The following is a 25,514-nucleotide window of genomic DNA, read 5'->3' on the forward strand; positions in this document are numbered from 1 at the left end:
GATTCTTTGAAAAAATCTATCATAAAATATCTTTTTTTATTTGGACTGGGAATTTTCCTAATACAATCATGTAGTATAGGGAAGTTCATCCCGGAAGGTGAACGACTTTATACGGGTGCCCAATTAGAATTGGACACCATTGGTGAGGTCAAGGGGTTAAAGGATGTTAAATCCGAATTGGTCAATCTTATCGAGCCCAATCCCAATACAACGTTTTTGGGCATGAAACCGGCACTGTATTTTTATTACAAGGCACAACGGGAAAAACCAGGTTTTATTTATAGATTTTTGAACAAATCCTTTGGTGAGGAACCGGTCTATTTTTCCGAGGTCAAACCGGAAAAAGTAGAGGAACTGCTATTGAACCGTTTGGACAACAATGGCTTCTTCTATAGCCGAACAAGTTCGGAACCTGTCTTGAAAGAAAAATACGCCTCGGTAAATTATGCGGCTACAGTACAGCAGCCCTATACTTTGGAAAACTACCAACTAGACAACGACTCCCTTCCAATTTACAAGGAATTGTCAGACCTCATCAAGGATACGCCCTTATCCAAGAACGATCGTTTTGACCTTGACCTCTTAAAGGCCGAAAGGGAACGTTTGGATTTCAATCTAAAACAACGCGGCTATTACAACAGCCAGGCAAACCTGCTCATATTCGAGGCGGACACCAATCAATATAAAAATAGGAAGTTCGACTTGTTTCTTAGGTTAAAAAAAGAAGTGCCCAAAAAATCGGCAATACCTTATACCATAGATTCCATAACCGTGTATCCAAATTATTCTCTAGAAGGGGATACTATACCAAAATCACGACAAAATCCGGTGACGGTCAATGGAACCGATTTTATACAGAACGAATATTTCTTTAAGCCTGAATTACTGGAAACCTATCTCCTTTTTAGGGAAGGAGACCTTTATAATGCAAATACCTCTAAAATTACCAGCGATCGACTAGCTTCCTTGGGCAGTTACAAATATGTGAATATCCAATATACAGAGTTGGATACCACCATGACCGATGGCGATTACGGTTCCCTAGCGGCCGATATCTACTTGGCACCGTTGACCAAACGTTCCCTTCGGGCAGAGGTACAGGCCGTTACAAAATCCAACGGATTTACTGGACCCGGTGTGCAACTGACCTATAGCAATAGAAATTTGTTCAAAGGAGGGGAAACCTTAAGCCTATCCACGCATTTCTCCTATGAATCACAGCTCTCGTCCGGGAATAATTCCAATTTAAGCAGCATTGCTTATGGTATAAAGGGCGATTTGATTTTTCCAAGGTCCATCCCTTTTTCACCCAGAAATTTTAGGTATTCCGTTCCAAAAACCAAGATTTCCACGGGAATTGATTTCTTAAGACGTAGTCAACTTTTCACCTTGAGTTCCATTAATGGTTCCTTTGGATATACCTGGAAAGAGAATAAGTACGTATACCATCAACTGGACCCCATCAGCATAAACTACTCCCGTTTATCCAATGTAACCGAAGAATTTCAAACCATTTTAGGTGACAATCCGTTTCTAAGAAGAAGTTTTGAACAGCGCTTTATAGCCGGACTTTTGTATGGATTTACGTATGATGAAGTATCAGATCTAGGCAAGGATTATCCTATTTTCTTCTCAACGAACATGGATATTGCGGGTAATCTTTTTAGTTTGCTCGATGGTGGTTCCGGGACCATAATCGGTTCGGAATATGCGCAATATGCCAAGGTGGATGCAGACTTTAGGTTTTATCTGCGTTGGGGCAAGGAGCAAACCTTGGTAACCAGGGTATATGCCGGTTGGGGCGTGCCTTATGGAAACAGTGAGACCATGCCCTTTATAAAGCAGTTTTTCTCCGGCGGACCTTATAGTGTCAGGGCTTTTGACATACGCTCCTTGGGTCCAGGTAATTTCAATGCCCAAGAAGATGAGTCCACTACCGACTATTTTGACCGTTCCGGTAATCTAAAACTGGAAGCCAATTTGGAATATCGATTCCCTATTTATTCCTATTTAAAAGGCGCCTTTTTTGTGGATGCGGGTAACGTTTGGCTTACCGGGAATTACGATGAATTAGAGGCCGACCAACAAAACAGTAATTTCTCCAATACCTTGTTCACTGATGGTAAGTTTGAATCGGACTGGATTCGTGAAGTGGCTGCCGGATTTGGATTCGGTGCGCGGGTCGATATTCAAAACTTTGTGATTCGGTTGGACTTGGCCTCGCCGTTCCGTGTTCCCTATCGCCCGGAAAATGATCGATGGAACATTCCGTTTTTTGGGGACAAAGGAAATAAGATGACCTTAAACTTCGCCATTGGATATCCGTTTTAAAAAGAACAAAAACCTACATCCTAAAATTTACTTGCTTTCCTTTTTAAAAATTTGGGAAACCTCAACCAAGCTTTTTCTCCAATGGGGTATCGTCAGGTCTAACACTTTTTTGATTTTATGTTTATCCATTACACTATATGCCGGACGCTCAGCAGGAAGTGGATAATCCTTTGATCGGATAGGCTTAAGATCAACGGCAATATCATTTATTTCAAAAATAGCCGAGGCAAAATCATACCAACTCGCAACTCCCTCGTTGCTGTAATGATAAATGCCATAGTTATCTACCTCATTGGTTATCATCATGATAAGAACCTCTACCAAATCATGGGCAGAAGTAGGAGTCCCCACCTGATCAAAAACTACGGATAACTCCTTTCTTTCCTTGCCATATTTCAACATAGACTTGAAAAAATTATGACCATGGGCAGAATACAACCAAGAAGTACGGATTATAAAGTAGCGGTCCATATTCCTAACAATCTGTTGTTCGCCCTTAAATTTGGAATGTCCGTATACACTTACCGGGTTGGCTCTATCGGTCTCTAAATAAGGTACATTCTTTCGCCCATCAAAAACAAAATCCGTGGAAACATGGAGCAGTATGGTATTTGATTGATGACACACTTGGGCCAAATTTTTTACCCCCTCTTCATTGATTTTAAGTGCGGTTTCAGAGTCCTCTTCAGCTTTATCGACCTGCGTATATGCAGCACAATTGATGCAATAATCAAATCCCTTTTGACCAAAAAACTCCTTGACGGATTCCAAACTTGTTATATCCAAATCATCTGAATCCGTAAATTCAAATTGTAAGGAACCCTCAACTCTATGACGCATACTTTTGATAGTAGTTCCCAATTGACCGGAAGCACCCGTTACCAAAACTTTTTTGATTTTTTGCATGAATAAGGTTTAATGAATTATCAGGTCCTTGAATTTGGGCAAAACAAGATCTTTTTCGGAAATGATGAGTTCGTCCTCTGGCAGTATCCAATCAATTTTTAAACTCAAGTCATTATATATAATCCCTGATTCCGCTTTGGAATCATAGTAATTGTCACACTTATAGAAAAAAATAGCTGTATCACTTAGTGTAATGAAACCGTGGGCGCATCCTCTTGGGATAAACACTTGTTTGTTATTATTATCAGACAAAATAGTAGTAAATACCTCCCCATATGAAGGCGAATCTTTTCGGATATCCACTGTCACGTCCATCACTTTACCCTGAAGTACCCGAACCAATTTGGCTTGAGCACTGTCACCTTTTTGGTAATGCAAACCTCGCAAAACCCCTTTGGAAGAAAGAGATTGATTATCCTGTATAAAATTTATAGCTAACCCGGTGAGTTCTTCAAATTTTCGTTGGTTAAAGCTTTCAAAAAAATACCCTCTTTGGTCCGTGAAAACGTTGGGTTCCAACTCATAACAATCTTTAATGTTTGTTTTAGAAATCTTCATCGTTTTTTGATGGTTCAAATTGCAGGGTTATTAAAATATTTTTCTACCATAAATTTTAATTCATAATATCAAATGATTTACCATCATCTGCATCTTACATAGAACCAAGATACTTATTTTAGTTTTTCCATTCCCAAAATACCTGACTCTGTCTATGCTACAAATTCGAATCAATCATTTTCAAAATTGCAACTTTAAAATAACAGAGAATCCCTCATTAGTTGACAATACCCATTTTTCTGAGTAGAAAAGAGGCGTTCATATTCTGACAAATTCCTTTCTTAAAAGTATAATCAAAATGGAGTTCATCATTTATTATTTCCGCATCAAAATAATAGTTCTTTACCTGCGGTAACACTTTGGAGGCTTCACAGAGACTTAAGTCATGGGTGGCTATGATACCTGTAGATTTTGAGCTTACCAAACGTTCCACAAATTGCCTAGATCCTTTTGCTTTATCAGTACTGTTGGTCCCTTTCAATATTTCATCCAATACGATAAAATAACTATCCCTTTGTATTTCATCCACAATAAACTTTAATCGCTGTAGTTCTGAAAAGAAATAGGATTCATCATCGGTTAAGGAATCCGTAGTGCGCATACTGGTTATTAACTTTATGGGAGTGTACTCCATGGACTTGGCACAAACGGGTAAACCCATATTGGCCATAACAATCTGTAGGGAGACTGTTCTTAGAAACGTACTTTTCCCCGCCATATTCGCCCCAGTGATAATAAAGAAGTCTTCTCTATTTATTTCATAATCGTTGAGGATACTTTTTTCGGGATTTAATAAAGGATGACCTGCTTCTTCTGCCCGGATAACCACTTTATTTTTCGTTAGCGTCGGAAAGGCATATTCCGGATGGTTAAACACAAAGTTTCCCAAACTATTTTGAGCATCAAAAAAAGCGATCACATCAAACCAGTTCTTAACGGATTTACCATGAACAGCCATCCACTTTTCAACCTTGTAACAGGTGTATAGTCCCCGAAGAAACAGACCGTTTCCAAATATGAGAAATAATATATTATTGTTTTGGTCCAAGTCCCCCAATAGTTTAGAGAATTCCTTTAGGACCAAAGAAGTTTTTTTTCCCTCACTAAGTATTTCCGATTTTTTATCCTTGAATACCTTTGAGGTAAATTCTTGCGATTCTATTAAACCGAGCAATTGATTGTATTGTTCAAAGATAGATTGCAATTTACCTGTTCCCGCTACCAAGGCTGTTGCTTTCTTGGTAAAAAAACCAGTAATGACAAGTCCGAACAACAACCAATATAGCAATACGGAAGCACTAATAAAATCCGCATAAAACAGCCCAAAAAATAATAGACTCAAACCTGAGAACACCCAGGGAATTTTACCCATAATCTTGGGAACAAAAGGTTTGTAATTGTTTATCCAATTAATTACAGCGGATGTTGTGGTTTCCGTATGTGCCAAGGATGCCGTTGCCGAGAAATCCTGTCGCCAATGCGGCATATTCCCCAATTCCTTTAGCCCTTCTCGTTTATCGTTTATGTTAACAATGGAATTTTCCTTTACCATGTTAGCCAGTAACGAACTTCCCTCCCTTAAGCTCGTTCTATTGAGATACTGGAAAAAGGACCCAACACCAAATAGGTCTATATCTTGACTATAAAAATGATTACCGTCCTTAAATTCATCCCCTGTTGGTAGGTCTTTAAACTTTCGATGAAGCACTTGAATCTCTACCTCATTTAGAGCTATCAATTTCTTTAACTTATCGCGTTTATATTGTAAATCTGTGTGTCTTGAGACTAGATAGAGAAAGATGGCAATGACCACAACCACCAGACCAACTACTATTCTTGTATTTTCAAAAAAAAGGTACACACCCAAGGCGGCGAGTAAAAAAACAACCAACCGGATCATACTGGAGGTTAGCAATTGTGCTTTTAACTTTTTTAATCCTTCTTTATAGGTGTTTATTTCTTTTTGGTAAAAAGATAAAAGTTCATTCATGCTTTCGCTAACTCCAGATTTTAAACAAAGTTAGGGTTTCAATCCTTATTCATTGATACTAGCATGGAAATTTGGCCTAGATGATAAATATAGATTTGAGAGATATGGTTAAAGTATTCAAATTCAGTGGGTATTGATAGCAAAAGACATTTCGCAAATTAGACACCTTCATTGTAAAACAAAATATTAGCTGTTTAAGTATTCTTAGAAATTAAACTGAAAACTTAATCCACCCGCATTTGATTATCGAAGACATTACCCTCAAAAGTGGTATAGTTTATTTTCAATAAATTGACCAATCTCAGCTCTTTTTTCAAATCCTCAATGATTCCCATTTTTACAGCAACATCTGCTTTAATGGATACTGTGGCAACTTTTCTAAGATGTTCTGGCATTTGATACAAAGCCTGCAAGGCATAATCACCTACTTCCTCAATAGCCACAAAACGATTATTCATTTGAATTCTAGTTCCACTCCCCATCATGGATTGATGTGTGTTTGTAGAATTTCCCACAAAAATTTCGATAATACGGTCTCTCTTGTCCAGTTTTTCTGTTTCCGTCGCCTTTGGAAGTGTATTTTCCACCATTAAATTTTGTTCCTTAATGGTCGTTACCGTCATAAAAAAGAAAAGCAAGATGAATACTATATCAGGTAATGATGCAGTCGATATAGCTGGCAAATTTCTATTGACCGACCTGAAGCTGTTGAATTTTATCATAATCTAATTTTTTACAGTTTCCGGTTCCAATATTTTTTGGGGATACATTTCCCTAATTACCTCAATATGTTCCTTTAAAAGCTGTTTTCTTTCTTCGTTTGTTTCCTCTTTGTAATATTCCAATTCCATTTCCTCCAATGGAACCCCGAACAACCGTAGACTTTCCCTATCCCTTAAATGGTTATAGGCGCCAAGTATTTCATTTTGAACCGACACGTAGACCGGATAGCTAGTATTTCTCTCCGTTTTTATGGAAATTATGGCCTTACCCGGATGTTCGGAAAGTTCATCCGTACCATTGCCTAGACAATATTCACAATTCGACCCTCCATTATCAATGAATTCAGTCACGCCCTTCCTAAGAACTTCAAGCTGTATGACTTCTCTATTTGCCATGATTTCATCAGCATTATTTATACTGATTTCAAAAAGATTTCTTTCCTTGATATCTGCAACGGCCTCTTGGTTTTTCTGAGGCAGCATACGATTAAGACCAGAATCGGTTTCTATAGAAGCTGTTACCAAAAAAAATATCAACAATAAAAAAGCAATATCTGCCATGGAACCGGCATTTACCTCTTGGGTTGTTCTGTGCTTTGCCATAAATAGTGAGTTTGTATTTTAACTACACTATCAATTACCGTAAATAATCTTTGGAATCAAACTTTGAATGAGTGAAAGGTACCTCTGGGTGAGTGAATGCGCTATAATTCTTAAAATTGAAGGTCGGGAAATCAACTTTTAAATAGCATCATACTCCGACCTTAATTTCTTGGTGAACTTAGAAACTATTAAATCATAAGAATGGTCTATCAATTCCAAGACGAGTTTTGGCGGCAAACTTTCTATAAAAATGGTGTTCCAGTGTGCCTTGCTCATATGATAACCGGGAATAATCAATCCGTCATATTCCTCGCGTAAGGCAACTGAACGTTCTTCATCACATTTTAAGTTAACCTGAGAAGGTGTTCTTTCAAGACCTGACAAAGCAAACATTTTCCCCATCACCTTGAAGACCAAGGTTTTTTCATCAAACGGAAATTCCTCGGTCACTCCTTTTTTAGACAGGCAATAATCCCGAAAGACTTCGATGTTCATCACACAATTTTAAATACCTTGGGAGTCATAGACAATCACCTTTTCCCAAAGATGTTCAGATTCCTCTATAAAAACCTTGTGGGGAGCCTCATCTTGGTAGGCCTGTTGTGCCTCGGCGGACTCAAAAGAAACCATAAGGGAGAACGTGAAAGACCCATCCACAACATCGCGACTTGCTTTTGGTGGTTTGCCAATGAATTTAGTCTTCGCATACCCTGAGTTGTCCAAAAATTTGGTAAGTGATTTTACAAAGGCAGTTCGGTCTGCTTCGCTATCAGGGTTTTTCAACCAAAAAAATACGGTATGGTTAAAATGTGGATCAAATTCTTTCATTTCTTTTTTTGTTTGGCCAAAAGCCGTTAATGAGAGTGTCAAAAATAATAAAGTTGCAATTGTTTTCATTTTCTATTCCTGTTTTTCCAATAATTTCTTTTGTTCTTCATTTATTTTAAGGGCAGAATAGTCCAGTTTCCACCCAATGGTCTCTACAATTTTTTCTACAAGTAAAACCGCCTGTAAAGCTTCCTTACGAGCAGTGTCCATAAGACCGCTCTCCGGTATCTTTTCCCTAATATGCTTCTTGGCCTCTACATTTAAACTCGTTAAATCATCTGGCGTAAAAAGATTGAAAAGTCCGTTTTTTATATCATAAAATTCCAGTTCCGGTTCTACCGAAAGTATCTCCGGTTCAGGGAAATTGGATAGGATTATTTTTTTCTTGCTTTCATCGGCATGCATTAAAATCTTACTGAGGTCATATCCTATATGTGCTTTGGCCTTAATAACGATTAACGCCCGTTTTTTACTTATGAGCAAACTCATAAAGCGCTCTTTGGAATTTTCGTATTTATAGACTTCGGCAAAATCGCCCTCAACCGAAATTAATTTACATACACTCTTTATCTTTTCCATCAATACGGCAGATTGATGGGTTGTAATCTCCTTGCTTTGTTTCCTTCTAAAAAGAGAGAACAGCCAATACATGCTTATCCCTCCTAAAACAAGCCCTAAAAAAACATCCAAAATATTATCCATTGGTTTTTCCTATTTCTCCTAAATGTGTGTATTTAAAACCTTTGTCATATTTGAGCCCGTAACCAAAAATCCGATCCATGGAGGAGTGGGTAAACAAAATAACACCAATCATTTCAATCACCGGAAACGACAAGTACATGCCAAAAAAATATAATAAAATAGCAATCCCTTTATGATGGAAAATATTATAGCCAATGGCTCCAATACGAGGATTGAACAAATAACCCAACATACCTAGGTCCGGTGTTAAAATCAATACAAAAAAAAGCCACCAAGGGTAGCCCAGAAGGCCATACATAAATAATCCCAAGGCAAACATGGCCAGTTCTTCCAATTTTAAAATATTCTTCATGCTTTTTCTATTTTATACAAAACCGGCCTACTGGGGCTTGCGTCGTTTACAAAGGGTGCCATTTGAATATTTAAAAAATAGACCCCATCCTCTACCTCATTAGGAACAAAAATAAACTCCGTAATCGTGGCTTCCTTCCTAAGGTCACCCTTGAAATTCCAAAAAGCCTTATGTCCGCGTAGGGCTCCATCATCCTTTTCCTTATCCACAGATGGCAGATCCACTAAGAGGTGATCTATCCCTAATCCGACCAAAAATTCTACCGCTTCCTCTACTAAATAGGGTGGATTACTATTGGAATACTGTTTTGAAAACTTTTCCCTGGTGTTGGGCAAGGTTCTGATGACAAGGGCATCCAAATTTGTAGATTTTATGGCGTTTTTCAGCTGCTGACGAGATATTACAAAATCCTCCCCTAGCTTTCCCGGGGCAATGGTTACGACCTCTGCCAAAAAGAAATACCTATTTAAGGCGTCATTGACCGAATGGAATTTAGTGGTAATATGCCCAATACATTCCGTATGTGTTCCATGGGCATGCGGGTTGAACCAAATATCATTAAAATTGGTGGATGCACCGGCCTTAACACTTCCCGTAAAGCCATGCTCCGTATGGGGCTCAATTCTAGGGGGATTTACATACCAAGCATTTACATTTGATATATCACCCGTCATAGGAATGGATATATCCAACGGTTGGGATAAATCTATTTTAAATTCGAGCTTTTTATATTTTATGATTGTTTTCAACCTTAGTTTATATGAAGCATTTAACTAGGACAAGTTAATCATAAACAAATCAGCGGCAATTCCATCGGCCAAAAACTTGCCTTTTTGGGTTGTGGTAAGAATGTCCCCATCTAGATTCAATAGTTCTTGATCTCTAAATTTTTCGGATTGCAAAAGCAGATATTCTTCATATTTCCCGCCATATTCCCTTTGAATCCGATTTAAGGATACTCCCCAAACGGTTCTTAATCCCGTCATTATATACTCATTGTATTTGTCCCTAGTAGTCAGCACTTCAATTTCCATGGGTAGTTCCCCATTTTCAATGGCCTTTATGTATTTGGGGTTATTGTTGATGTTCCACCCACGACGCCGACCATCAAAAGAATGTGCCGAAGGACCGATGCCCATATACTTTTTCTGCTGCCAATAGGCCGAATTGTTTTTGGAAAAATACCCTGGCTTTCCAAAGTTGGAAATTTCATAGCAATCATATCCAGCTTCCAATAGCATTTGATACAGGACGTGAAAATGTTCTTGGGTTTCCTCATCGGTTGCCGGCACGATCAATTCTTTTTCAACAAATCTCGCCAAAGCGGTTTTGGGCTCTACCGTAAGGGCATAACTGGAGATATGGGGCACATTAAAACTGAGTGCTTTTTCAATGTTTTTTTTCCATCGCGCCACACTCATATTGGGCATTCCATAAATAAGGTCTATTGAAATATTATCAAAATGTCTAGAAGCCAATCGCAAGCATTTCTCAGCTTGTTCCACGTTGTGGGCACGGTTCATCAACTTCAGGTCTTCTTCAAAAAAAGATTGGATTCCTATGCTCAAACGGTTGATGGGACCCTGGGACAACTCTAAAATTTTTTCTTCTGTTAAATCATCGGGATTGGCCTCGAGTGTTATCTCAGGATTATCAGAGACATTATAATTTTCATAAACTGTATTGATAATCCTTTCAATTTCCTTATGCTCTAGAACTGAAGGGGTACCCCCTCCAAAATAAATAGTTTCCACGTTGTCATCCTTAAATTCGGATTTTCGGAGTTCTAGCTCCTTTATGAGGGCACGCACCATGGTTTCCTTTTTTTCCATAGAAGTAGAAAAATGAAAGTCACAGTAATGGCACGCTTGCTTGCAAAAAGGAATGTGGATATATATGCCAGCCCCCTCCGCCCCCAAAGGGGGAACTTTTTCCAAACCGCTTGAATCTTTAGCCTTGTCCAATTTATGGTTTAGTTTTTCTTTTTCCGCAAATTCACCTGCAAAGAGTTTTTAACTCCCCCTCTGGGGGCTGGGGGGCTATTTTGTTTCACAAAAGCCTCCCAACCGGAGTACGACTTACCAATCTCTACTCTACCCTCATTATAAAAATGACATACTGCTGCGGCCAATCCATCGGTGCTATCCAGATTCTTCGGTAGTGATTTTAGGGACAGAACACTCTGTAACATTTTTGCCACTTGTTCCTTACTCGCATTACCATTGCCCGTAATGGCCATTTTTATTTTTTTAGGTAGGTATTCCGTAATGGGTATTTGCCTCGATAAGCCTGCCGCCATGGCGACTCCCTGAGCTCTTCCCAATTTTAGCATGGATTGCACATTTTTACCAAAAAAAGGAGCCTCAATGGCAATTTCATCTGGGTGATAGGTATCGATGAGTTCTATGGTTCGGTCGAAAATGAGTTTTAGTTTGGTATACGGATCATCGTATTTTTTTAGTTGCAATTCGTTCATTTGTATGAACTCCATTTTTTTGCCAACAACCTTGATCAGTCCAAAACCCATTATGGTAGTACCGGGATCTATACCTAAAATAATTTTCTCTATTGCCAATGCCTATTTGGTATTTAATTGAACCGGAATCTTAAATTTTGTTTTTACCGGGATACCCCTTTTTAATGCCGGGGCGATGGGAGGAATATTTTTCAAGCTTTGGGTGATAATACCATCGAACTCGGGCATTTGCCTTAGGATTGATGCATCCTTAACAATATCCACAACATTGATTTTACCTTCCGCATCAATTACAAAGATAACATCTACAATAGCGTTCTTATCGGAATCTACCGTAAATTCGAACTCGTTCAAGGTAGTTTCGAAGTAACGTGTTATTTTCTGCTCAAAGCACTGCTTTTGTACCTGCTTGGTAGCCGTTTCATCACAATCCAGAAAAAGTGGATAGGAGTCGATGGAATTCCAGTCCATTTCCCTCAACTCCGCATTGATCATTTCCTGGGTTCTTTTTTCCTTGGATTCAAAGAAATTACAAGAAACCAACATCAGAAAAACAAAAAAGACCAAAATGCGCTGCATGACACCAAATCTATGGTGGAAATTACAATTTTTTGGGCAGTCTAGTTCTGGGAAAAGTGTATTTCTGTTTTAAGTTCAGAAATGCGTTTGGATACGATTTCGTGAAAATAAGGATGGGGGTCCCTATATTTATTTAAGAAGCTTTGGTAACAATCCAGGCTTTCCTTTGGGTTTTTATCCAATCCATCCTTCATTGCACAAATCTGATAAAAATATCTAGGTTCATCTGGTTGTTCTTCATGGGCCAACATATAGTAAACGAGCGTTTCACTCAATTTATCCTTCTGACGGGCAATACCCGCCAAGGTCTCATACTCACTGGCCAAATTTGGTTTCTTTACCTCAATTGATTTTTTAACATAAAACTGTGCGGAATCCAAGGCCCGATCTTTTAGGTAAACGTGACCCAGTTCATAGTAGAGTTCAGGATTATTATCTTCCATCCCAATGGCCTTTTTATACATAGCCTTTGCCTTTTCAAATTCCCAGGCCTTAAAGTAGGCATAACCCAATTTTTGATAAACAAACGGTTTGGTTTCACCCAAATCCAACAATTTTTCAAAATAAGGAATAGCGTCCCTAAAATTATCATTGTTGAAATAGGCTAACCCCTTAAAGTTCAATAGCGACACATCAGTAGGATAAAAATCAAGTCCCATATCAGTATAATATAACACGGAGTCCTTTTCTCGCTTAATTAGATAATACTTTGACAATTGAAACAAGCTTCTTAGATGTGTGCTGTCCACCGCTACAGCGTTTTTATATGAGGGAATTGCCAGGTCCAGGTCTTCAACTTCCCGAATAGATTCCCCCAAATAGAAATGATATTCCGGGTTCTTGGGACCTTTTGGACCAAAGTAGAAAAGAGTTCCTTGGCTAAAGGATATTGTTTGGTTTTAAGGTACAACTTCCCAAGCTCAAACCGGGGAGTTTCCATTGCTGGATTTGTATTCACCAAAGACTCATACTGAGCCACGGCCTTTTCAAAATTCCCTATGGCATTGTACGCCCTCGCAATCTGAAGGGAAGATTTTACCGTACCTGCTTTGGAATATATATTAATGGCTTGGATGTAGTTGCCAATGGTATAAAGACTGTCCGCCTTCTGGGACAAAGGCATCTGTGCAGAGATATTAAAGGAAACTAGGATTAAAAAAATAATCCATAAATTTTTTTTCTTGCCCAAACTTAAAACAATTGATTTATTCTTTGATGAATATAAAATAGTAAACCCATTTTTTCTATCTGGACACGAGCATTCTCTTTTCAGGCAAGCCTTCATATTGAAATTTCAATATTTTGCCTTCGGAGACCTTTATGGAAAATTGACCATCAAAATCTGAAATAACCGCATTATTGGTTCCTTCAACCTTTATACTTACTCCCGGTATACCCATGGATTCACTGTCCATTACCTTGCCTTTAAAAACGCTATTCCCATATTCATTCGTTAATCCACCATTTACCTGTAGATAGTCTTTTGCGGAATCTTCATTAGAGCTTTGGTCATTATCTTCCTGTAACTTAAAGTTTACAGGAATCGAGTAGGCAACGGCTACAGCTTCACCTTCATGCTTTCCGGGGACCATAACGGGCAAACGATTCAATATGCGCTCAACCTCATCCTCTAAGAGCTTATCCGGACCTCTTAATTTGACATTTTCAATATTCCCATTATCGGAAATTGAAAACAAGGCGCTTACCCTACCTTGAACACCATTTTCTTGTGCCTCTTCAGGATATCTAAAATTTTTGCTGATATGTTTCATGATTTTATCATTGAAACAGGCGCGTTTATCGCTGGCATTTTCACAGCCCGGAAAAACGGGGACTTCATCAACCTTAGCAAAGGGCGTATAATCCGTTTCTCCATTAACACCTGATTTAAAGGCTTGTACCGAAGTACCGTCCAGTTTAAAAACTACAGGAATAGAATAAGGCACATTCACAGCTTTTCCTTCCGATTTACCTGGTTTCATTTGGGGCAAACGAGAAATAATACGTTCTACCTCAGTTTCCAAAAGAGGATGTGGACCACGTTTTTTGATATTGACAATGTTTCCATCAGAGTTTATGGTGAACATCACACTGACCCTTCCTTCAATACCTTGCTTCAGGGCTTCCTCTGGATAATTAAAGTTCTTACTAATGTGTAATTGTATTTGTTCGTTGAAACAGGCCCGTTGGTCCTCAGAATTCTCGCAACCTGGAAAAATGGGCACTTGTTCTATTGCACCATAGGGTAGAGTTTTACTTTTTAATTCAGTCGAATTCAAATTTTCTTTGGAATCAGATTCGATTTCGCAGGAAGTATAAATCAACATTGCTAAAACAAGTGGTACTAACACCAAATACTTTAACCGATAAACTCTTTTTGATTTTGATTTTTGTAACATGACTATTCGTTTTTTGATTAATGATGATTTAAAAAATGGATTGACGAAGGAGATATGCTGCACCTCAAACATTTGGGACAACAACATCTCGTAATGTCGACTTTTTTCTTTTTTGGTAACTTGGGAGTCTGCGATAAACTCGTGGAGTTCCGTTATTCTTTGCTGGTAGATATAGACCAAGGGATTAAACCATGAAACAATGCGCATCACCTCAAAAAACAGTAGGTCCAAGGAATGCCATTGCTTTATATGAACCAACTCATGGGAAACCACACTGTCATATTCCCTTCCCACTATTTTTTCACCCAGAAAAATAGACCTGAAAAAGGAAAAGGCGATATTACTCTTGGGTATTAAAACTTGGGTAAAATCTTTGAAATAACTGATTTTTCCCTGGGAGCGCAACTTATACAGGCGCCATAATTTGATAATAAACCATATAGCAGCCAAAAGTGCCCCAACCCAAAAAATACCCTCTTGCCAAGTAAGTGTAAAATGATTATCGGGGTTAGGAACTATGGCCACTTCAGATTGATCCATATTCCAGAGAAATTCCGAGTATCCTAAAAAAACCTGGGTTTCGGTCTTAAAGGCCTCTATTTTTATCCAAGGAAGAATGAGCGACAACACATAGGTAACCAACAAATAAACCCGGTTCCACTGAAAGAAGGTCTCCCGTTTTAGGAAAAAATCGTAAATGACGAGGAACACCAATTGAAAGGCGATACACTCCAAAATATACTGTATCATTTTTTATCCTTTTTTATTTCGTTTAGGATGGACTCCAATTCAGAAAGGCTCATATCGTTTTTCTTCATAAAGAAGGACACCATACTTTTAAAAGAGCCCTGAAAATAACCGTCCACTAGTTTATTGATGCTCTGGTTACTATAATCCGATTTTCTTACCACGGGAAAATATAGATAACCCTTCCCCTCTTTCTCATGGTCCACAAAACCTTTGCTTTCCAAAATCCTTATAATGGTAGACACCGTATTATATGCCGGCTTAGGCTCCGGGAGTTCGTCTATCACCCCGGCAACGTTGGATTTTTCCAACTGCCATAACACCTGCATTACTTCTTCCTCTGCCTTTGTGAGCTGTTTCATTTTTCAACTATTTTTTTAGTTCAATATAAACAAATATAACTAAATATTTAGTTTAAACTAATTTTTTAGTTAAAAAGGTTTGAAAAAATCCGCCAGGTAGTACTCTGACGGATTATGTTTTAGAAACTAACGGTAACCTTTCCCCTTACATAAAAAGGAGTTCCCGGTGTAAAATGTATTTCCTCAACAGAGGAAGCCTCGTTGAATAACCGACTTTCGGTCGCAAATTGCGTTTCGTTCCACTCAGTATCAAAAAGGTTTTCAACGATTAAACCGAAAGTCCAATTCTTTAGACTATAATTTAAGGTTGCATCGGTTACAAAATAGCCCTCGGCCACAATGGAATTGTCCTCATTAGCAGGTCTTTCATCGATATACCTATAATTGAGACTACCGAAGAAGCCATCAGTATTTCCCAAGGTCATTCCTCCAGACATAGTAAAATCCGGAGCAAGGGGAATATAGTCAGCTCCATCGGCTTCCTCGGTACTCCGTGCATGGGTATAATTGGCATCGGAATATAGATATAGCCAATCCAATGGCTGATATCGTGCTCCCACTTCGACCCCCATTCTCCTTGTCTTGCCACTAGGTTCTACAATGGCCGCATCGCCAACGTACACGAACTCCTGATCCAAAAACAGACTCCATAAGGTGGCGTTAAGCACCAATTTATCCATAGGTTTGACAATAGTTCCAAGATCAACACCATATGCTGCCGGTAGGATTTCCTGGCCCCCGTTCGCCACTACTACCCGGGTATCGTTCGAATGAAAACCGATTCCCGTCTTTAGAAAGAACTGTGTATTCTGCGTGGGGCTGTAAATGGTATTGAATTTGGGACTGATGGCCATTTTTTCTTCACTGCGGTTATCATACAGTCCGCTTAACTTGTTGTAGTAATCAAACTTAAAATAATCCAGTCGCAGTGCCGGTTCAAAGGTGAACTTACCCGAATTTACGCTAGCCCCGGCAAAAGCATAGGCGTTGACCTCATCGATATCCCCATAAGCCAGGCGTTGCAATAGTTCTTGCCTGTTTAAGGTTCTGGACAATTGGTTGTCATCTATATTATCATATCGAAAACCAATACCCCCGTTGTACTCAAACTCCAAATTGCCGAATTTGGCCGATTTGTTATTGAAAACGGTCTTGGCCCCGGCCATTAACCGGTCTTCATATTGCTCTATTTGATCTCCGTTCACTAGGTCTTCCAGAAAAAACGTAAAGTTGGAAAAAAGGTTAAAATGATATTGGGACACAAAGGCCATAGTTTCCAAGGATTTACTTGAACCTAGATTTTTGGTATGGTTCAAAACCACGTTGGTCCTACTGGTCTGTCCGCCTTCGGTATGATCAATGGCACCAAAGCGACCGATTAGCCCTTGGTCTATCGCTCTTTGTGGCACCTGCCCCGAAGCATCCCATTTACTGGAAAAATGTGATGCCGTCAAAATCAGTTCCTGTTCTCCGGGCAAGGCATAGCTATATCTTCCCATAACATTGATTCTATTAAAATTCTGGGGCGAATCAAAAGGGCCATCCGTTAAATAGAGCTCAGAAGCCAAATAGGCACTGCTATTTTGATTTTCCAGCACATTCAACATCCCCATGAACCTACGGGTACCAAATTGTCCTATTTCGGTAGACACCATACTTTGGTCCAGGCGCTTTCGCAATTTTAGGTTAACATAACCAGCGGTGTTAAAATTCCCTTGGTCTGCATAATAAGGCCCTTTTCCAAAATTGATGTTCTCTATGGTCTCAGGAATTACAAAATGAAGGTCTGCATAACCTTGTCCATGGGCATGGGAAACCATGTTAACCGGCATTCCTTCCACGCTAATGGCCACATCGGTTCCGTGGTCCACGTCAAAACCGCGTAAAAAAATCTGTTCCGCCTTTCCTCCTCCGGCATGTTGACCAATAATCAGCCCTGGTACCTTTCTAAGAATTTCCTGTGAGGATTTTACCGGGTTTGTTTTAACGTCAACATCAACCAGTCGGCTTAAAGCATCCACCTTGGATACCAAAACCACCTGATCCAGTGAAATGAAGCTTTCCTTGAGAACAATGGTAATAGGTTTCTCCAAATCTGTCCGACTCACAACCCGGGTTTGGGTTTCATATCCCAAAATTGAAAAATAAATGGTATCGTTTACCGTGGTCCTATCCAGTACGAAATGTCCCGTAGCATCGGTATGGTTATGCTGACCGCTGGTTTTATTGAATATCCCAGCATCTTCCAAAGGCGTACCGGATTCATTTACCAGTTTACCCTTTAAGTTTTGTGCGGCAATGGTACCCATGAAAAACATGGATATCCCCGCGATAATATATTTCATAATATCGTAATTATTGAATTTGATTAGCGTGAATAATTGTGGATTTCAGGGTATAGGTCATTTGCCGAAATAGTAAACTTCGAACAAGAGAGATTATACCCTTTTACTATTTATTTACGCTGGGGAGGAGGTGTACTTATATGGATATACCTGTAATGCTGTCTTTTGATATAACACCAATTGGGTTGTTTATTTTCTGCGAGGACAGTAGCAGGCATCAGTTTAGATTCACCTGAAAAATGTTTGTCCAATTTTTCAGTATCAGCATCCTTTTTATCCTTTTTCTGCTGTTTATTGGCTTCCAATAATTCCTTAAGTTCTTCCAAAGCCTTATGGGAATGGCCCACCATACCCTCCAAGGATGAATAATCCGGTAATTCGTGCCCAAAGGCGTAACTATGATGATGGCCTTTGGGAGCCAGCATGTGGGACACTTCGTGCAAAGTCTCCATCACCAAGCCATTGAAAATTCCTAGGAAATAAAATATGCACATGAGTCCTCCGCCTAATCGAAGTAACTTACTTTTTGCATATTCTTTGGTACATTCCACCATTGATTTGGTCTACAGGTTTCAAAAATACCTACGAAACTTAAATGGCGAAGGTTTTATTTTTATTTTGTTTGTAACAATTACAGGTTAGACCTGTCTTACCTAAAAAAAGATTTACCATGGATATCGTTTTGTTGGTCATTGGGTTTGTTTTTATGCTAATTGGTATTTTAGGAAGTTTTTTACCCGTTCTACCTGGTCCTCCCTTAAGCTGGATAGGGCTGCTTCTTTTATATTTAACAAAGGCCATACCCAACAATTGGTGGATCTTGGGAACCACCTTGGCCATTGCCCTAATCGTTTTTGGATTGGATTATATAATCCCAGCTATGGGCACTAAAAAGTTTGGTGGCACAAGGGCCGGGGTCATTGGAACAACAGTTGGATTGTTGGTCGCCTTGGTTTTTCCTTTTTTTGGTCCTTTTGGTATTGTTATCTGGCCATTTATAGGTGCCTTGGTTGGGGAATTGTTGAACAAGGCCGATAAAAAAACGGCCACTAGGGCCGCTTTTGGTTCTTTTCTAGGTTTCCTAACCGGGACATTTTTAAAATTTCTTGTGGCCATAGTGTACCTTGGATTGTTTATAGCCACGGCATGGGAATATCGCTTGGCCCTTTTTCCATACTTTGATTAATTGAGCCAGGTTGTTTTTTCTGATATCGGTGTTCTCGATGCTTCGGGCAATTCTCCATCAAAATAACCCATATAGAAAAAGCCTAAACATTTTTCACCTTCATTCAAATCGAAAAACCCATCCATATATTTTATGAGTCCCGGTGAGCTCCAATAGGCCCCAATGCCCATTTCAGTACAGCAAAGCCACATATTTTGCACCGCCATGGCAACTGCGGCAGTTTCCTCCCACTCCGGAAGACTTTCCTTTGGATCCCTTTGTATGCAAATTGCTATTACCGCGGCAGCTTTCCTTGGGTTTTCCTGAAGCTTTTTGATTTTCATTTGCTTCGGCCTTGGGTCCGATTCTCTATATTTTTCAGAAAGAAATTCACCCAACCTTGCCTTCGTATCACCTTGAATCACTTTAAATCGCCAAGGTTCGGTATGCTTGTGGTTTGGAGCCCAGTTAGCGGCCTCCAATATTTTTTCTATGTCCTGTTTTAAAATGGGTCGATCATTATATTGAGGTGGAAAAACCGAACGCCTTTTCCGTATGAGGTCAAAAATCATATTATCCGTTTTAGTACTATAAAATTAAGATGTTTGGTTCACGAATCAAACAAAAGGTCGATACAGTTCTGCAACACCGGGTTCCTATTTTCCTTCTTCCAAATTACAGATAACAATGCCCTTTGTCTAATATCCTTTAGCTCAACAAACTTTACCCGCATTTGAAATCCGTATTGCAAAGCCGTTGGCACAATGGCGATACCCAAATTATTCTCCACCAGTTTAAAAATGGTCTGCGCATGGACGGATTTATGTGAAACCTTGGGTACAAATCCAGCATCTGAGCAAATACTCATAATGGTTTCATAATAATATGGACTATAATCCTGACTGAACAAAATGAAATTATCGTCAGCAAACCTTTCCATGCCGTCATATTCTCTAGTAAGCATAGGGTAGCTTTCCGGTAGCACTAAAGAAAATGTGTCCTCGAAAACCGTTTTCATGTTTAGGGCTGCCGGCACCCTGCCCAACCGAACAAAACCCATATCCAATTCATCCTTTAGTACAGCATCCACTTGATTTTGATTGGATAGTTCCAGCAAGGACGTTTTTATTTTGGGAAATTTGTCCTTTAACCCCAACAGCAGGTCGGGAATAACTTCCTGCATAGCAGAACCAAGGAACCCAATTCTAATTTCCCCGGTATCACCATCACCAATCAATTGTAGTTGGCGTTTGGTCTCCTTCAATTGCTTGAATATATCCTCTGCCCTATTTCTTAAATAGTGGCCAGCGGGCGTCAATGAAACCTTCTTTTTATCCCTCACAAAAAGATCTACTTGTAAAATGGTCTCCATTTGCTTAATCTGCCGGGATAGTCCGGGTTGCGAAATAAAAAGTTTCTCCGCAGCCTTCCTAAAATGAAGTTCCTCTGCCACGGCCAAAAAGTATGTCAGATGTCGTAATTCTATTTGAGAACTCATAGTTATTGATTAATCAATCAAATGATATTGGTAATTATCAAACTTAACAAATATCTTTATATGTGAAAAATCCAAAATAGTAGTTTGTGATATCGAATTCATTTAAATTAGGCGAAGATTGGCTTACAGCCGGAATTACGTTGAATATCTGCAAAGGGAAAACCGGTATAGCATTGGGCCAAGCCAGTAGGGACAAGGTTGAAAACAGCTGGCACATCGTACAAAAAATAGTGGATAAAGGAAACCCCGTATATGGTATAAATACAGGTTTTGGACCACTTTGTACGACCAAAATCTCCAAAGAGGAAACCAAAATACTGCAAAACAATATCCTTAAAAGTCATAGCGTAGGTGTAGGGGAACCTATTCCTGAGGAATTAGTAAAAATCATGTTGATTTTGAAAGCCCATTCCTTGGCCAAGGGTTATTCTGGAATTGCAATCGCTACTTTGGAGCGCATTATATGGCACATTGAACAGGACGCCTTACCTATTGTTCCATCCCAAGGTTCCGTTGGAGCCTCGGGGGACTTGGCTCCCCTATCCCATTTATTTTTACCCCTAATTGGACTGGGAAAGGTTCGATATCAAAATAAGATTATAGAAACAAAGGAATTGTTTCAGATTACCGGACTTACAGCGCTGGATTTGGGTCCAAAAGAAGGTTTGGCCTTGATAAACGGCACACAGTTTATAGCCGCACACGCTGTAAAAGTTGTGGAAAAACTGCATTCAATACTTGCTCAAGCGGATATCATTGGTGCCATGATGATAGAAGGCTTGCAAGGTTCCGTAAAACCATTCTACAAGGAACTTCATGAACTGAGGCCATTTAAAGGCAATATTCACGTGGCCCGAAGAATAAAACGCTTGTTAAAGGGCTCCGAAATTATGGAGGACCATATTGATTGTGAACGTGTACAAGACCCTTACTCACTTCGCTGTATGCCACAGGTTCACGGCGCATCTCGCAATACATGGTTACATTTGAAGGAATTGGTGGAAACGGAATTAAACTCCGTTACGGACAATCCTGTTATTATTGACGAAGAGCTAACCATTAGCGGGGGTAATTTTCATGGTCAACCCTTGGCCATGGCATTGGACTATGCCTGTTTGGCCGCTTCGGAAATTGGAAATATTTCGGATAGACGCATTTATTTAGCTTTGGAAGGGAATAGCCCCGGAGTCCCGAAATTGTTAATGAAGGATACCGGAATAAATTCTGGCTATATGATTTTACAATACACCAGTGCTGCCTTGGCCAGTGAGAACAAAGGGCTATGTTTTCCATCCAGTGCAGATAGTATTCCCACTTCTTTGGGACAGGAAGACCATGTAAGTATGGGGTCCATAGGAGGAAGAAAAGCTTTGCGGGTCATTGAGAACGTTGAAAAGATATTGGCCATTGAATTATTGACCGCGGCCCAAGCTTTTGAATTTCGTAAGCCACTTAAATCAGGTATATTTTTGGATAAAATTCATAAATCAGTTAGAAAAAAGGTATCATTTGCAGATAAGGACCGCGTTTTTTCGGATGACATCGAAAAAGGGATTGAAATGATCAGAAATAAGACCATTATTTCAGTCATAGATTCTATCGAAAAGAAAAAGGATATATCACTCAAAACAAAATATTCAGCACAATTTGAACACTATTAGCATATGGATGAACTAAAATTAATTGGACCCATCAGGCAACTTGTTACTATGGAGGCACTTCCATTGAAAGGGCCTCTTTCAGATAGCCAACTTCAAATTGTAGAGCAGGCGGGTATTTTGATTTCCAACGGAAAAATTTTAGCCATTGGAGTTTTTGAACGCCTAAAAACGGATTATTCCAAAGCCGAATTGTACGAACTAAAAGGAGACCATGTGTGCCTTCCGGGTTTTATAGATGCCCATACCCATATTTGTTTTGGTGGAAGTAGGGCAAACGATTATGCTCTACGGAATTCTGGCAAAACATATTTGGAAATAGCGAAATCGGGAGGTGGTATTTGGGATACCGTGACAGAAACAAGAAAAGCGGAAAAAGAGGAGTTGATCAAGAAAACTACAAAACTTGCCAATCGCCATCTTGAAACTGGAGTTACTACTCTCGAAGTAAAAAGTGGTTATGGTCTTTCGGTCGAGGAGGAAATTAAAATGCTGGAAGCAATTAAGCAGGCGAACGATACTATTCCCTCTGATTTAATTGCTACTTGCCTCGCCGCCCATATGTTTCCAAAAGATTATAAAGGAACCAAAAAAGAGTATTTGGAAGAACTAGTCGTGAAGCTTTTACCAATGATAAAGGAAAAAGGCCTTGCCCATAGAATCGATGCATTTATTGAGGAAAGTGCCTTTTCTCCAATAGAAATCGCTCCTTATTTTGAGACCGCCAAGAAAATGGGGTTTGATATTACCGTGCATGCCGATCAATTTACCCCGGGAGGCAGTCAAGTTGCCGTTGACTTTGGTGCGATCAGTGCCGATCATCTAGAAGCAAGTACCGAAAAGGAAATCCAGCTTTTGGCTCAAAGCGACACCATTGCCACGGCTTTGCCTGGAGCTTCGCTCGGACTTGGCTGTAATTTCACTCCCGCCAGAAAATTGTTGGATGCCGGAGCTACCCTTGCTATCGCAAGTGACCATAACCCCGGCTCTGCACCTATGGGTGATCTATTGACCCAAGCAGCCATTTTAGGAGCTTTTGAAAAATTATCCAATGCCGAAGTCCTTGCCGGGATTACAATTAGGGCGGCGGCCGCTTTAGGACTGAAGGACCGAGGTAAATTAGCCAAAGGGCTATTAGCGGATTTTAGTCTTTTTCATACGGATAACTACCAAGAAATTCTATACAATCAAGGAAATTTAAAACCCTGTATGGTTTGGAAAGCAGGAAGTTTGGTTTTCAACAAACACAAGGCTTAATGGATTTTAAATCAGAAATATTAGAAGGTATTCCAAAAAGTTTACCTAATAGGAAACAGCGTTCTCAAAGCCTTAGCCATGCACCAAAGCGAAAGGATATCCTTTCCTTGGATGAAAAGAAACTGGCCGTTAGGAATGCCCTTCGTTATTTTCCGCAATCATGGCACCCTGAGCTATCCAAAGAATTTGCCGAAGAACTCGAAGAATTTGGCCGCATTTACATGTATCGCTTTATACCGGAATATGACATGTATGCGCGACCGATTTCCGAATACCCTGCCAAAACGGCTCAGGCAGCTGCTATTATGTTAATGATTCAAAACAATTTGAATCCCGAAGTGGCACAGCATCCGGAAGAATTGATCACTTATGGTGGAAACGGTGCGGTTTTCCAAAACTGGGCGCAATATTTGTTGACCATGCAGTTTCTGGCCACCATGACGGAAGAGCAAACACTTCATATCTATTCGGGTCATCCCATGGGATTGTTCCCTTCATCAAAGAAAGCTCCTAGGGTCGTAGTCACTAACGGAATGATGATTCCCAATCATTCCAAACCGGACGACTGGGAAAAATACAATGCTCTAGGCGTAACCCAATATGGTCAAATGACGGCTGGTTCATACATGTATATTGGCCCGCAAGGAATCGTTCATGGCACTACCATTACCGTCATGAACGCCTTTAGAAAGGTTCTGAAAAATGGCGAATCTTCCAAAGGCAAAATATTCTTGACCGCCGGACTAGGCGGAATGAGCGGTGCCCAACCCAAAGCAGGGAATATTGCCGAATGCATTACCGTATGTGCCGAAGTAAACCCCAGTGCTGCCCAAAAGAGATATGAGCAGGGTTGGGTGGACGAACTCTTGGAGGATATGGATTCATTAGTGGAACGAATTAAACTGGCGGTTAAAAATGAAGAAGTGGTCTCCATTGCCTATATCGGTAATGTGGTTCATGTTTGGGAGCGGCTATACGATGAAAATATTTTTGTCCATTTGGGGTCTGACCAAACCTCATTGCACAATCCTTGGGCCGGTGGATATTATCCTGCTGGGTTAAGTTTTGAAGAATCAAACGAACTTATGAGTTCCAACGCAACACTGTTCAAGGAAAAAGTTCAAGAATCCTTAAGAAGGCATGCCAAGGCTATCAACAAACATTCAGAAAAAGGCTGCTACTTTTTTGATTACGGTAATGCCTTTCTATTGGAAGCATCAAGAGCTGGTGCCGATGTGATGGCGGAAAACAACATCGATTTCAAATATCCCTCCTATGTACAGGATATTTTGGGGCCCATGTGTTTTGATTACGGTTTTGGGCCTTTCCGATGGGTCTGTACCTCAGGTAAACCGGAAGACCTACAAAGAACCGATCAAATCGCCTTAACAGTGATGCGGAAAATTGAAAAAACCACACCCATGGAAATTCAGCAACAGATGATGGACAACATTAAATGGATCGAGGAAGCCGAAAAAAATAAATTGGTTGTGGGGTCACAAGCCAGAATACTATATGCCGATGCAGAAGGACGGGCCTCTATCGCCGAAGCATTTAATAGCGCCGTGAAATCTGGGGAAATATCCGCTCCTATCGTTTTGGGTAGAGACCATCATGATGTGAGTGGAACGGATAGTCCCTACAGAGAAACCAGCAATATTTACGACGGTAGTAAGTTTACGGCAGACATGGCCATACATAATGTAATAGGTGATAGTTTTAGGGGAGCGACCTGGGTTTCCATTCACAATGGTGGTGGCGTAGGTTGGGGAGAAGTGATTAATGGAGGGTTTGGAATGGTATTGGATGGTTCCGAAGCTGCTTCAAAAAAACTTAAAAGCATGCTTTTCTTTGATGTTAACAATGGAATCGCAAGAAGAAGCTGGGCCAGAAACAAAGAAGCTATTTTTGCTTTAAAACGTGAGATGGACCGTACACCTGAGCTAAACATTAATTTGCCTAACTTCGTAGAAGATGAAGTTTTGAATTCAATTTTTTAGGGATTTTTTTCAAGGCCAAAGGTCCCGTTCCTAAAT

At 39.8% G+C, this 25,514-nt stretch carries 26 protein-coding genes; 5 read left to right on the forward strand and 21 right to left on the reverse strand.

Going from position 1 to position 25,514, the window contains the following annotated elements; genetic code table 11:
- Nucleotides 1–6: 6 nt before the first annotated feature.
- On the forward strand, nucleotides 7–2,331 hold the full coding sequence (gene tamL, locus CJ263_RS05080) for a translocation and assembly module lipoprotein TamL (RefSeq protein WP_094996261.1): 2,325 nt from the start codon (nucleotides 7–9) through the stop codon (nucleotides 2,329–2,331).
- Nucleotides 2,332–2,358: 27 nt separating this feature from the next.
- Here tamL and rfbD read toward each other — a convergent pair whose 3' ends face one another.
- The 19 genes from rfbD to CJ263_RS05175 form a co-directional block, all read right to left on the reverse strand.
- Nucleotides 2,359–3,237 carry a dTDP-4-dehydrorhamnose reductase gene (gene rfbD, locus CJ263_RS05085; RefSeq protein ID WP_094996262.1) on the reverse strand — a complete coding sequence of 293 codons (879 nt, stop codon included), beginning with the start codon at nucleotides 3,235–3,237 and terminating at the stop codon, nucleotides 2,359–2,361.
- A gap of 9 nt (nucleotides 3,238–3,246) precedes the next feature.
- Nucleotides 3,247–3,795 (reverse strand): dTDP-4-dehydrorhamnose 3,5-epimerase, encoded by a 549-nt coding sequence (gene rfbC / locus CJ263_RS05090; RefSeq protein WP_094996263.1) that lies wholly within the window; start codon nucleotides 3,793–3,795, stop codon nucleotides 3,247–3,249.
- Nucleotides 3,796–4,012: 217 nt separating this feature from the next.
- On the reverse strand, nucleotides 4,013–5,785 hold the full coding sequence (locus tag CJ263_RS05095) for a MutS-related protein (protein ID WP_094996264.1): 1,773 nt from the start codon (nucleotides 5,783–5,785) through the stop codon (nucleotides 4,013–4,015).
- A 224-nt stretch (nucleotides 5,786–6,009) separates the two neighbouring features.
- A complete protein-coding gene (locus tag CJ263_RS05100; RefSeq protein ID WP_094996265.1) occupies nucleotides 6,010–6,507 on the reverse strand; it encodes an ExbD/TolR family protein in 498 nt (165 codons plus the stop codon).
- Between the two features lie 3 nt (nucleotides 6,508–6,510).
- Nucleotides 6,511–7,110 carry an ExbD/TolR family protein gene (locus CJ263_RS05105; RefSeq protein WP_094996266.1) on the reverse strand — a complete coding sequence of 200 codons (600 nt, stop codon included), beginning with the start codon at nucleotides 7,108–7,110 and terminating at the stop codon, nucleotides 6,511–6,513.
- Between the two features lie 138 nt (nucleotides 7,111–7,248).
- Nucleotides 7,249–7,605 carry an MmcQ/YjbR family DNA-binding protein gene (locus tag CJ263_RS05110; protein WP_094996267.1) on the reverse strand — a complete coding sequence of 119 codons (357 nt, stop codon included), beginning with the start codon at nucleotides 7,603–7,605 and terminating at the stop codon, nucleotides 7,249–7,251.
- A 9-nt stretch (nucleotides 7,606–7,614) separates the two neighbouring features.
- A complete protein-coding gene (locus CJ263_RS05115; protein WP_308423199.1) occupies nucleotides 7,615–7,938 on the reverse strand; it encodes a Dabb family protein in 324 nt (107 codons plus the stop codon).
- A 72-nt stretch (nucleotides 7,939–8,010) separates the two neighbouring features.
- Nucleotides 8,011–8,640 (reverse strand): DUF4230 domain-containing protein, encoded by a 630-nt coding sequence (locus tag CJ263_RS05120; protein ID WP_094996269.1) that lies wholly within the window; start codon nucleotides 8,638–8,640, stop codon nucleotides 8,011–8,013.
- The gene (locus tag CJ263_RS05125; protein ID WP_094996270.1) at nucleotides 8,633–8,992 is read right to left on the reverse strand and encodes a DUF4260 domain-containing protein; all 360 of its coding nucleotides are present in this window, start codon (nucleotides 8,990–8,992) and stop codon (nucleotides 8,633–8,635) included. Before CJ263_RS05125 ends, CJ263_RS05120 begins: the two co-directional genes overlap by 8 nt.
- Nucleotides 8,989–9,741 (reverse strand): cyclase family protein, encoded by a 753-nt coding sequence (locus tag CJ263_RS05130; RefSeq protein ID WP_094996271.1) that lies wholly within the window; start codon nucleotides 9,739–9,741, stop codon nucleotides 8,989–8,991. Before CJ263_RS05130 ends, CJ263_RS05125 begins: the two co-directional genes overlap by 4 nt.
- Before the next feature lie 24 nt (nucleotides 9,742–9,765).
- On the reverse strand, nucleotides 9,766–10,911 hold the full coding sequence (hemW, locus tag CJ263_RS05135) for a radical SAM family heme chaperone HemW (RefSeq protein WP_094999122.1): 1,146 nt from the start codon (nucleotides 10,909–10,911) through the stop codon (nucleotides 9,766–9,768).
- Between the two features lie 53 nt (nucleotides 10,912–10,964).
- Entirely contained in the window at nucleotides 10,965–11,567 is a 603-nt protein-coding gene (gene ruvC, locus CJ263_RS05140) for a crossover junction endodeoxyribonuclease RuvC (protein ID WP_229702326.1), read from the reverse strand.
- 3 nt (nucleotides 11,568–11,570) lie between these two features.
- Complete coding sequence (locus CJ263_RS05145) at nucleotides 11,571–12,047, reverse strand: hypothetical protein (RefSeq protein ID WP_094996272.1); 477 nt, start codon at nucleotides 12,045–12,047, stop codon at nucleotides 11,571–11,573.
- A 41-nt stretch (nucleotides 12,048–12,088) separates the two neighbouring features.
- On the reverse strand, nucleotides 12,089–12,865 hold the full coding sequence (locus CJ263_RS05150) for a tetratricopeptide repeat protein (RefSeq protein ID WP_233726898.1): 777 nt from the start codon (nucleotides 12,863–12,865) through the stop codon (nucleotides 12,089–12,091).
- The gene (locus CJ263_RS05155) at nucleotides 12,799–13,236 is read right to left on the reverse strand and encodes a tetratricopeptide repeat protein (RefSeq protein WP_094996274.1); all 438 of its coding nucleotides are present in this window, start codon (nucleotides 13,234–13,236) and stop codon (nucleotides 12,799–12,801) included. Before CJ263_RS05155 ends, CJ263_RS05150 begins: the two co-directional genes overlap by 67 nt.
- A gap of 55 nt (nucleotides 13,237–13,291) precedes the next feature.
- On the reverse strand, nucleotides 13,292–15,196 hold the full coding sequence (locus CJ263_RS05160; protein ID WP_094996275.1) for a M56 family metallopeptidase: 1,905 nt from the start codon (nucleotides 15,194–15,196) through the stop codon (nucleotides 13,292–13,294).
- Nucleotides 15,193–15,555 carry a BlaI/MecI/CopY family transcriptional regulator gene (locus CJ263_RS05165; protein WP_094996276.1) on the reverse strand — a complete coding sequence of 121 codons (363 nt, stop codon included), beginning with the start codon at nucleotides 15,553–15,555 and terminating at the stop codon, nucleotides 15,193–15,195. The genes CJ263_RS05160 and CJ263_RS05165 overlap by 4 nt, the downstream gene beginning before the upstream one ends.
- Nucleotides 15,556–15,674: 119 nt before the next feature.
- Nucleotides 15,675–17,900 (reverse strand): TonB-dependent receptor, encoded by a 2,226-nt coding sequence (locus CJ263_RS05170; RefSeq protein WP_094996277.1) that lies wholly within the window; start codon nucleotides 17,898–17,900, stop codon nucleotides 15,675–15,677.
- A gap of 110 nt (nucleotides 17,901–18,010) precedes the next feature.
- Nucleotides 18,011–18,454, reverse strand: a complete 444-nt coding sequence (locus tag CJ263_RS05175) for a hypothetical protein (protein WP_094996278.1) — start codon at nucleotides 18,452–18,454, stop codon at nucleotides 18,011–18,013.
- 116 nt (nucleotides 18,455–18,570) lie between these two features.
- Between CJ263_RS05175 and CJ263_RS05180 the strand changes: the two genes are divergently transcribed.
- A complete protein-coding gene (locus CJ263_RS05180; protein ID WP_094996279.1) occupies nucleotides 18,571–19,086 on the forward strand; it encodes a DUF456 domain-containing protein in 516 nt (171 codons plus the stop codon).
- On the opposite strand, the gene CJ263_RS05185 is transcribed toward CJ263_RS05180, so the two are convergent.
- Both CJ263_RS05185 and CJ263_RS05190 read right to left on the reverse strand, forming a co-directional pair.
- Nucleotides 19,083–19,637 (reverse strand): nitroreductase family protein, encoded by a 555-nt coding sequence (locus CJ263_RS05185; RefSeq protein WP_094996280.1) that lies wholly within the window; start codon nucleotides 19,635–19,637, stop codon nucleotides 19,083–19,085. The two genes, CJ263_RS05180 and CJ263_RS05185, sit on opposite strands and share 4 nt — an antisense overlap.
- A gap of 38 nt (nucleotides 19,638–19,675) precedes the next feature.
- Complete coding sequence (locus CJ263_RS05190; protein WP_094996281.1) at nucleotides 19,676–20,563, reverse strand: LysR family transcriptional regulator; 888 nt, start codon at nucleotides 20,561–20,563, stop codon at nucleotides 19,676–19,678.
- 86 nt (nucleotides 20,564–20,649) lie between these two features.
- Here CJ263_RS05190 and hutH point away from each other — a divergent pair, with 86 nt between their 5' ends.
- From hutH to CJ263_RS05205, 3 genes are read left to right on the forward strand one after another with little or no spacing between them, the layout of a single operon-like run.
- The gene (hutH, locus tag CJ263_RS05195) at nucleotides 20,650–22,224 is read left to right on the forward strand and encodes a histidine ammonia-lyase (RefSeq protein ID WP_094996282.1); all 1,575 of its coding nucleotides are present in this window, start codon (nucleotides 20,650–20,652) and stop codon (nucleotides 22,222–22,224) included.
- A 3-nt stretch (nucleotides 22,225–22,227) separates the two neighbouring features.
- The gene (gene hutI / locus CJ263_RS05200; protein WP_094996283.1) at nucleotides 22,228–23,478 is read left to right on the forward strand and encodes an imidazolonepropionase; all 1,251 of its coding nucleotides are present in this window, start codon (nucleotides 22,228–22,230) and stop codon (nucleotides 23,476–23,478) included.
- Entirely contained in the window at nucleotides 23,478–25,478 is a 2,001-nt protein-coding gene (locus CJ263_RS05205; protein WP_094996284.1) for a urocanate hydratase, read from the forward strand. Before hutI ends, CJ263_RS05205 begins: the two co-directional genes overlap by 1 nt.
- Nucleotides 25,479–25,514 lie beyond the last annotated feature (36 nt).

It is taken from the genome of Maribacter cobaltidurans (genome assembly GCF_002269385.1).
GTDB lineage: Bacteria > Bacteroidota > Bacteroidia > Flavobacteriales > Flavobacteriaceae > Maribacter > Maribacter cobaltidurans.

Coding starts and splice junctions, on each gene's coding strand:
- rfbD (WP_094996262.1), bottom strand. CDS start 3,237: ATGCAAAAAATCAAAAAAGTTTTGGTAACGGGTGCTTCCGGTCAATTG.
- rfbC (WP_094996263.1), bottom strand. CDS start 3,795: ATGAAGATTTCTAAAACAAACATTAAAGATTGTTATGAGTTGGAACCC.
- CJ263_RS05095 (WP_094996264.1), bottom strand. CDS start 5,785: ATGAATGAACTTTTATCTTTTTACCAAAAAGAAATAAACACCTATAAA.
- CJ263_RS05100 (WP_094996265.1), bottom strand. CDS start 6,507: ATGATAAAATTCAACAGCTTCAGGTCGGTCAATAGAAATTTGCCAGCT.
- CJ263_RS05105 (WP_094996266.1), bottom strand. CDS start 7,110: ATGGCAAAGCACAGAACAACCCAAGAGGTAAATGCCGGTTCCATGGCA.
- CJ263_RS05110 (WP_094996267.1), bottom strand. CDS start 7,605: ATGAACATCGAAGTCTTTCGGGATTATTGCCTGTCTAAAAAAGGAGTG.
- CJ263_RS05115 (WP_308423199.1), bottom strand. CDS start 7,938: ATGAAAGAATTTGATCCACATTTTAACCATACCGTATTTTTTTGGTTG.
- CJ263_RS05120 (WP_094996269.1), bottom strand. CDS start 8,640: ATGGATAATATTTTGGATGTTTTTTTAGGGCTTGTTTTAGGAGGGATA.
- CJ263_RS05125 (WP_094996270.1), bottom strand. CDS start 8,992: ATGAAGAATATTTTAAAATTGGAAGAACTGGCCATGTTTGCCTTGGGA.
- CJ263_RS05145 (WP_094996272.1), bottom strand. CDS start 12,047: ATGCAGCGCATTTTGGTCTTTTTTGTTTTTCTGATGTTGGTTTCTTGT.
- CJ263_RS05160 (WP_094996275.1), bottom strand. CDS start 15,196: ATGATACAGTATATTTTGGAGTGTATCGCCTTTCAATTGGTGTTCCTC.
- CJ263_RS05165 (WP_094996276.1), bottom strand. CDS start 15,555: ATGAAACAGCTCACAAAGGCAGAGGAAGAAGTAATGCAGGTGTTATGG.
- CJ263_RS05170 (WP_094996277.1), bottom strand. CDS start 17,900: ATGAAATATATTATCGCGGGGATATCCATGTTTTTCATGGGTACCATT.
- CJ263_RS05175 (WP_094996278.1), bottom strand. CDS start 18,454: ATGGTGGAATGTACCAAAGAATATGCAAAAAGTAAGTTACTTCGATTA.
- CJ263_RS05180 (WP_094996279.1), top strand. CDS start 18,571: ATGGATATCGTTTTGTTGGTCATTGGGTTTGTTTTTATGCTAATTGGT.
- CJ263_RS05185 (WP_094996280.1), bottom strand. CDS start 19,637: ATGATTTTTGACCTCATACGGAAAAGGCGTTCGGTTTTTCCACCTCAA.
- CJ263_RS05190 (WP_094996281.1), bottom strand. CDS start 20,563: ATGAGTTCTCAAATAGAATTACGACATCTGACATACTTTTTGGCCGTG.
- hutI (WP_094996283.1), top strand. CDS start 22,228: ATGGATGAACTAAAATTAATTGGACCCATCAGGCAACTTGTTACTATG.
- CJ263_RS05205 (WP_094996284.1), top strand. CDS start 23,478: ATGGATTTTAAATCAGAAATATTAGAAGGTATTCCAAAAAGTTTACCT.